Raw genomic sequence first — 7,524 nt, 5'->3', positions numbered from 1 at the left:
GCTGAACCTGCCGGGCCTGCACAACGTGCAGAATGCGCTGGCCGCGATCGCGATCGCGACCGACCTGGGCGTGTCGGATGCGGCGATCCAGCAGGCGCTCGCCGAATTCAACGGCGTCGGCCGGCGCTTTCAGCGCTACGGCGAAGTGGCCGTGGCGGACGGCAGCGGCAGCTACACGCTGATCGACGACTACGGCCACCATCCGGTCGAGATGGCGGCCACCGTCGCCGCCGCGCGCGGCGCGTTCCCGGGCCGCCGCCTCGTGCTGGCGTTCCAGCCGCACCGCTACACGCGCACGCGCGACTGCTTCGAGGATTTCGTCAAGGTGCTGTCGACCGTCGACGCGCTGGTGCTGACCGAGGTGTACGCGGCCGGCGAGGCCGCGATTCCGACCGCGAGCGGCGAGGCGCTCGCGCGCGCGCTGCGGGCGATCGGGCGGGTCGATCCGGTGTTCGTCGCAACGGTCGACGAATTGCCGGCCGCGCTGGCCCGGGTGGTGCGCGCGGGCGATGTGGTGATCACGATGGGCGCGGGTTCGATCGGCGCGGTGCCGGGGCGAATCGCGCAGCAACAGCAACACAAGGAATGACATGAGCGGGATCGATCCGAAACGTTTCGGCAAGGTGGCGGTACTGTTCGGCGGCGTGTCCGCCGAGCGCGAGGTGTCGCTGAATTCGGGCCGGCTGGTGTTGCAGGGCCTGCGCGAGGCGGGTATCGACGCGCATCCGTTCGACCCGTCCGAGCGGCCGCTGGCCGCGCTGAAGGACGAAGGCTTCGTGCGCGCGTTCAACGCGCTGCACGGCGGCTACGGCGAGAACGGCCAGATTCAGGGCGCGCTCGATTTCTACGGCATCCGCTACACGGGCACCGGCGTGCTCGGCTCGGCGCTGGGCCTCGACAAGTTCCGCACCAAGCTGGTGTGGCAGCAAACCGGCGTGCCCACCCCGCCGTTCGAAACCGTGATGCGCGGCGACGACGTCGCGCAGCGCGCCCCCGGGATCGTCGCGAAGCTCGGTCTGCCGCTGTTCGTGAAGCCGGCCAGCGAAGGCTCGAGCGTCGCCGTGATCAAGGTGAAGGACGCCGCGGCGCTGCCGGCCGCGATCGAGGAAGCCGCGAAGCACGACAAGATCGTGCTGGTCGAGCAGAGCATCGAGGGCGGCGGCGAATACACGGCGTGCATCGCGGGCGATCTCGATCTGCCGGTGATCCGCATCGTGCCGGCCGGCGAGTTCTACGACTATCACGCGAAGTACGTCGCCGACGACACGCAATACCTGATTCCCTGCGGTATCGCGCCGGAACAGGAAGCCGAATTCAAGCGGCTCGCGCGTCGCGCGTTCGACGTGCTGGGCTGCACCGATTGGGGCCGCGCCGATTTCATGCTGGATGCGGCCGGCAAGCCGTACTTCCTCGAAGTGAACACGGCGCCGGGCATGACCGACCATTCGCTGCCGCCGAAGGCGGCGCGCGCGGTCGGCATCAGCTATTCGGAGCTGGTGGTGAAGGTGCTGTCGATGACGCTCGACGACTGACGGAAACGGGACGCAACCCATGTGGAACAACGTTCGCCAACTCAACTTCGCCGCCAGCGCGCTTTACGCGTTGCTGCTGCTCGGTTGCACGGCGGCGGGCTGCTACTGGCTGATCCAGCGCCCGGCGTTCGCGTTGCGGACGATCCTGATCGACGGCGATACCGATCACATCAACTCGCCGACGGTGCGGGCCGGCGTGGTCGGGCGCCTGAAAGGCAATTACTTCACGGTCGATCTCGACACCGCGCGGGTCGCGTTCGAGCAGATGCCGTGGGTGCGTCACGCGAGCGTGCGGCGAGTCTGGCCCGATGCGCTGGCCGTCACGCTGGAGGAGTACAAACCGCTCGGCACCTGGGGCAGCGATCAGCTGGTCAGCACCGACGGCGAGCTGTTCACGGCGAACCAGGGCGAGCTGGACGAGGAGCTGCCCGCGTTCGACGGCCCGGACGGCAGCGCGAAGGAAGTCGTGCAGCGGTATCGCGACTTCACGAAGTGGCTCGCGCCGCTCAATTCGGAGCCGGAGGAAGTGACGCTGTCATCGCGCTACGCCTGGACGGTCAAGCTGGCGAACGGCATGGAAATCGAATTCGGGAGGGAGCGCAACACGGATACGCTGCCGGACCGAGCGCAGCGGCTGGTGGCGGCATGGCCGGCCGTCTCGCAGCGCTGGGGCAACGACATCGAGTACGCGGATCTGCGCTACCCGAACGGATTCGCGATCCGCGCGGCGAACATGCGGTTCTTGAGCGATACCGACAAGGGCAAGAAGTAACAGGACATCACACGCAAGAGCACTTATGAGCAAAGACTACAAAGATCTGCTGGTTGCCCTCGACATCGGCACGTCGAAGGTCGTGGCCGTCGTCGCCGAGCTGAAGGGCGAGGGCCACTACGAGGTCATCGGCCTCGGCCAGAGCGAATCGAAAGGTCTCAAGAAAGGCGTCGTGGTGAACATCGAGGCCACGGTGCAGTCCATTCAGCGTGCGCTCGAAGAAGCCGAGCTGATGGCCGACTGCAAGATCACCAACGTCTTCACGGGGATCGCCGGCAGCCACATCCGCAGCTTCAATTCGAGCGGGATGGTCGCGATCAAGGAGAAGGAGGTCACGCAGACGGACGTCGCGCGCGTGATCGAGACGGCGAAGGCGATCAACATCCCGACCGATCAGCAAGTGCTGCACATCCTGACGCAGGAATTCATCATCGACGGCCAGGAAGACGTGCGCGAGCCGATCGGGATGAGCGGGATTCGCCTCGAAGTGAAGGTGCACATCGTGACGGGCGCGGTCAGCGCCGCGCAGAACATCGTCAAGTGCGTGCGCCGCTGCGGCCTCGAAGTGAACGACCTGATCCTGCAGCCGCTGGCGTCGTCGCTGGCGGTGCTGACCGAGGACGAGAAGGACCTGGGCGTGGTGCTGGTCGACATCGGCGGCGGCACGACCGACATCGCGATCTTCGCGGAAGGCGCGATCCGTCATACCGCGGTGATCCCGATCGCGGGCGACCAGATCACGAGCGACATCGCGATGGCGCTGCGCACGCCCACGCCGGACGCCGAGGACATCAAGGTCAGTTGCGGCATCGCCAAGCAGGCGCTGGCGGATCCTGACGAGATGGTCGAAGTGCCGGGGCTCGGCGAGCGCGGTCCGCGCACGCTGTCGCGCCAGGCGCTGGCGGCGGTGATCGAGCCGCGCGTCGAGGAGCTGTTCTCGCTCGTGCAACAAGTCGTGCGCGAGTCGGGTTACGAAGAGTTACTCAGTTCCGGTGTGGTGCTGACCGGCGGCGCTGCCATGATGCCCGGCATGGTCGAACTGGGCGAAGACATTTTCCTGAAACCGGTGCGCATCGGTGCGCCGGAATATGCGGGCGGCCTGGCCGACGTGGTGCGCAATCCGCGCTACTCGACCGCGATGGGCCTGCTCGTCGAGGGTAGCGCGCAGCGGATGCGCGGCCGCAAGGTGGCCGTGCAATCCGGCTCGGCGGGCCAGATCTTCACGCGAATGAAAGACTGGTTCCTGAGCAATTTTTGACGATTTCAAGCGCTGGTGCCGGCGGCTGGCGCGCGCGCAGGGGGTTGCCCGATCTCCTGCCGAATAACGCCGAGCAGATTTATCTTTCTTGACGGAGGCAATAATGGAATTCCAAATGCTGGAAACCGAGACCAACGGCACCATCATCAAGGTGATCGGGGTCGGTGGCGCGGGCGGCAATGCCGTTTCGCACATGATCAACCGTGGCGTGCAGGGCGTCGATTTCGTCGTCATGAACACCGACGCGCAAGCCCTGTCGCGTTCGCGTGCACCGAACGTGATCCAGCTCGGCAACACCGGCCTCGGCGCCGGCGCGAAGCCGGACATGGGCCGTGCGGCGGCCGAGGAAGCCCGTGAGCGCATCGCCGATTCGCTGCGCGGCGCGCACATGGTGTTCATCACCGCCGGCATGGGCGGCGGCACGGGTACGGGCGCTGCGCCCGTGGTCGCGCAGATCGCCAAAGAAATGGGCATTCTGACGGTCGGTGTCGTCAGCAAGCCGTTCGAATTCGAAGGCGGCAAGCGCATGCGCGTCGCCGAAGCGGGCGCGCAGCAGCTCGAGGATCACGTCGATTCGCTGATCGTCGTGCTCAACGACAAGCTGTTCGACGTGATGGGCGACGACGCCGAAATGGACAAGTGCTTCCAGTGCGCCGACGACGTCCTGAACAACGCGGTGGCCGGCATCGCCGAAATCATCAACGTCGACGGCCTCGTCAACGTCGACTTCGAAGACGTCAAGACGGTGATGGGCGAGCAGGGCAAGGCGATGATGGGCACGGCCACGGTGGCCGGCGTCGATCGCGCGCGTCTGGCCGCCGAGCAGGCCGTGGCCAGCCCGCTGCTCGAAGGTGTCGATCTTTCGGGCGCGCGCGGCGTGCTCGTCAACATCACGTCGAGCCGTTCGCTGCGTCTGTCGGAAACGCGTGAAGTCATGAACACCATCAAGAGCTACGCGGCGGAAGACGCCACGGTGATCTTCGGTGCCGTGTACGACGACGCGATGGGCGATGCGCTGCGCGTGACGGTGGTCGCGACGGGCCTCGGCCGCGCCGCGAAGAAGCAGCAAACGCCGATGACCCTGCTGCGCACCGGTACCGACAACCAGCCGGTTGCCGCGGTGGGCCACAGCTACGCACCGGCGCACGTGAACACGGCAGATTACGGCGCGCTCGACACGCCGGCCGTCTGGCGCAATTCGCGTGAAACGGCGGCTTCGCACGTGCAGGCGCTGCAGGAAAAGGGCGTCGATACGTACGACATTCCGGCGTTCCTGCGCAAGCAGGCCGACTGACACGGGCAGGCCGGCCGCTCGCGCGGCCAGCCGACGTGACGGGTGGAACGGATCGACCGAGGCCGCGTCGCCAGCGACGCAGGGCCGGGCCAATCGCCCGCTTCGCAGTCGCGAGGTGGCAGGGGCCGTGTTGTCCGTAACCCAACCCGCAACCGCATCGCAATGAAGGACCAGTCATGATTCAAGCAGGCGACACGCTGCCCGACGCACAAGTCTTCGAATTCGTCGACGAAGCGCGTGAGGGTTGTACGCTCGGGCCGAATGCGCTGAGCGTGCGCGAACAGACGGCCGGCAAGCGCGTGGTGATCTTCGGATTGCCGGGCGCGTTCACGCCCACCTGTTCGGCGAAGCACGTACCCGGTTATGTCGAGGCCGCCGACGCGTTCGGCGCGGCCGGCATCGACGAGATCTGGTGCGTGTCCGTCAACGACGCATTCGTGATGGGTGCTTGGGGAAGGGATCAGCACACCTCGGGCAAGGTGCGCATGATCGCGGACGGCAGCGCAGCCTTCACTCATGCACTGGGGCTTACGCAGGATTTGTCCGCGCGCGGCATGGGAATCCGTTCCCAGCGCTACGCGATGGTGATCGACGACGGCGTGGTCAAGACGCTGGCCGTCGAGGCGCCGGGCAAATTCGAAGTCAGCGACGCGGCAAGCATCCTGGCGGCGGCGAAACGCTGAGCGTTTCTCGCCGAACGTTGCGTCGCGGCAACGCGTCGTAACGACAGGGTGCCGCAATACGGGCCGACGTCCGGGAACGCCTCCGTTCCGGGCGTCGGCCTGTCTTTCTCGACCTGCACGGGCTCCGCGAGAGTAACGTGCAGAAACAGTTGCTACGACAATCGGCCGAACGCCGTCTGTTGTTTTGCGCTATACTCTCGCCTATCGAATAAAAGTACTGATTGATAACGTCAATCAAGAAGCGCACCGCCATGTTGAAGCAGCGAACCATCAAATCGATCGTGAAGACGGTCGGCATCGGCCTCCACTCGGGCCGCAAGGTCGAACTGACCCTCCGTCCGGCAGCGCCGGGCACGGGGATCGTCTTCACGCGCGTCGATTTGCCGACGCCGGTCGAGATCCCCGCCAACGCCATGGCGATCGGTGACACGCGGCTCGCATCGGTGCTGCAGAAGGATGGCGCGCGTGTTTCGACCATCGAGCACTTGATGTCGGCCTGCGCCGGCCTCGGCGTCGACAACCTCTACGTCGACGTGACGGCCGAGGAAATCCCGATCATGGACGGCAGCGCCTCGTCGTTCGTGTTCCTGATCCAGTCGGCAGGCATCGAGGAGCAGGGCACGCTGAAGCGTTTCATCAAGGTCAAGCGCACGGTGGAAGTGCGCGACGGCGATAAATTCGCGCGCCTCGATCCGTTCTTCGGTTTCAAGCTCAAGTTCACGATCGATTTCCGTCACCCGGCCGTCGATAAAACGGGGCAGGAACTGGAAGTCGATTTCGCCAATACGTCCTATGTGCGCGAAATCGCGCGGGCGCGCACGTTCGGCTTCGCGCACGAAGTCGAGATGATGCGCGAGCTGGGGCTGGCGCGCGGCGGCAGCATGGATAACGCGATCGTGCTCGACGAGTACCGCATCCTCAACAACGACGGCCTGCGCTACGACGACGAGTTCGTGAAGCACAAGATGCTCGATGCGATCGGCGATCTGTACGTGGTCGGCCATCCGCTGTTGGCGTCCTACACGGCGTACAAGTCGGGTCACGGCCTGAACAACGCGCTGCTGCGCGAACTGCTCGCACACGAAGAGGCCTACGAGATGGTCACGTTCGACGATCTGAAAGCCGCGCCGCGTGGCTTTGCGTTCGACGCGCAAACGGCCTTCGCCTGAGCGAAGTTGCACGAATCCGATAAAAAGGCAGCCCGCGGGCTGCCTTTTTCTTTTCCTGCCCGGGGCCGGGCGCGTTCAGCGCACCGGCTTCTTTACATGGCGCGCGGCCATTTTCGCGAGCGCATCCTGCAGCGGCGAGGGCGGCAGCGTGTCGGCCAGATCGCGCAGCGCGTCGGCGCCGACCGGCGTCATGCGCGCCTGTTTGATGCGCACCGGCTCCGGTGCATCCTGGGGCCGCACGCGCACCTTCAGCGCCGCCACGTTCCAGCCGCGGGCCTGCAAGTCCGCCACCAGGCGCGGCGCGACTTGCCGCAGCCGCGCGGCCAGGGCGTTATGGGCCGCGAACAGCGTCAGCGTGCCGTCCTTGATCGATCCCGGATCGACGTGATTGGCCAGATAGTCGGGCAGCAATGCGCGCAGGTCGCGCTGCAACGAGGCCACCTGCTCGACGCCGGCCCGCAGCGCGGCGAACGCGTCGGTGCGCTTGAGCACGTCGGCGGCCACCTGCGCGCGTGCGAAGCCGGATGAACGGAGGTACCTCGGGGGGCGATTCATGAAGGCGTGGAGCGGCGTGATGACGGTCGATGGCCGGATTGTACCGCGCACACCCTCTGCCGAACGGCCGCGCCGCCATGCCGCGGGAAAGGGCTCGATCGCCGCGCCGGACGGGCTGTTCTGGCCGTTTCGCCCTGCCTCTTGACGCGGCCCCGATCCGGCCGCATATCGGAACCTGAGCCGACACGGGCCGTTCGTGGTCCGGCCGGCGGATTGCCCGTGCAAAGTCCATACCGGAGCGACACCGGCTTGCCCAAATGC

8 protein-coding genes are annotated in these 7,524 nt (G+C 66.2%); 7 read left to right on the top strand and 1 reads right to left on the bottom strand.

Translation table 11 applies throughout. The features are described from left to right. The 7 genes from ACYP33_RS24975 to lpxC all read left to right on the top strand — a co-directional run. A partial coding sequence (locus ACYP33_RS24975) for a glutamate ligase domain-containing protein (RefSeq protein WP_459624329.1) occupies positions 1-589 on the top strand: 589 nt, incomplete at its 5' end. A 1-nt stretch (position 590) separates the two neighbouring features. Next, the gene (locus ACYP33_RS24970) at positions 591-1,532 is read left to right on the top strand and encodes a D-alanine--D-alanine ligase (RefSeq protein WP_414443834.1); all 942 of its coding nucleotides are present in this window, start codon (positions 591-593) and stop codon (positions 1,530-1,532) included. Between the two features lie 19 nt (positions 1,533-1,551). Next, positions 1,552-2,304, top strand: a complete 753-nt coding sequence (locus ACYP33_RS24965; RefSeq protein WP_414443835.1) for a cell division protein FtsQ/DivIB — start codon at positions 1,552-1,554, stop codon at positions 2,302-2,304. Positions 2,305-2,329: 25 nt separating this feature from the next. Continuing rightward, the gene (gene ftsA / locus ACYP33_RS24960) at positions 2,330-3,562 is read left to right on the top strand and encodes a cell division protein FtsA (RefSeq protein WP_206127294.1); all 1,233 of its coding nucleotides are present in this window, start codon (positions 2,330-2,332) and stop codon (positions 3,560-3,562) included. 103 nt (positions 3,563-3,665) lie between these two features. After that, positions 3,666-4,856 carry a cell division protein FtsZ gene (gene ftsZ / locus ACYP33_RS24955; RefSeq protein ID WP_414443836.1) on the top strand — a complete coding sequence of 397 codons (1,191 nt, stop codon included), beginning with the start codon at positions 3,666-3,668 and terminating at the stop codon, positions 4,854-4,856. Positions 4,857-5,032: 176 nt separating this feature from the next. Next, positions 5,033-5,539: a peroxiredoxin gene (locus tag ACYP33_RS24950; protein ID WP_206127293.1), complete on the top strand. Its 507-nt coding sequence runs from the start codon at positions 5,033-5,035 to the stop codon at positions 5,537-5,539. 251 nt (positions 5,540-5,790) lie between these two features. Further along, the gene (gene lpxC, locus ACYP33_RS24945) at positions 5,791-6,708 is read left to right on the top strand and encodes a UDP-3-O-acyl-N-acetylglucosamine deacetylase (protein ID WP_414450408.1); all 918 of its coding nucleotides are present in this window, start codon (positions 5,791-5,793) and stop codon (positions 6,706-6,708) included. A 75-nt stretch (positions 6,709-6,783) separates the two neighbouring features. Here the strand turns inward: lpxC and ACYP33_RS24940 are convergent, their stop codons facing one another. Continuing rightward, positions 6,784-7,263, bottom strand: a complete 480-nt coding sequence (locus tag ACYP33_RS24940) for a DciA family protein (RefSeq protein ID WP_459624328.1) — start codon at positions 7,261-7,263, stop codon at positions 6,784-6,786. Positions 7,264-7,524: the final 261 nt, after the last annotated feature.

Source organism: Burkholderia sp. 3C (assembly GCF_054589155.1).
Note: the sequence above shows the minus strand (reverse complement) of the source record. Positions and strands in the feature narration are given on the sequence as shown.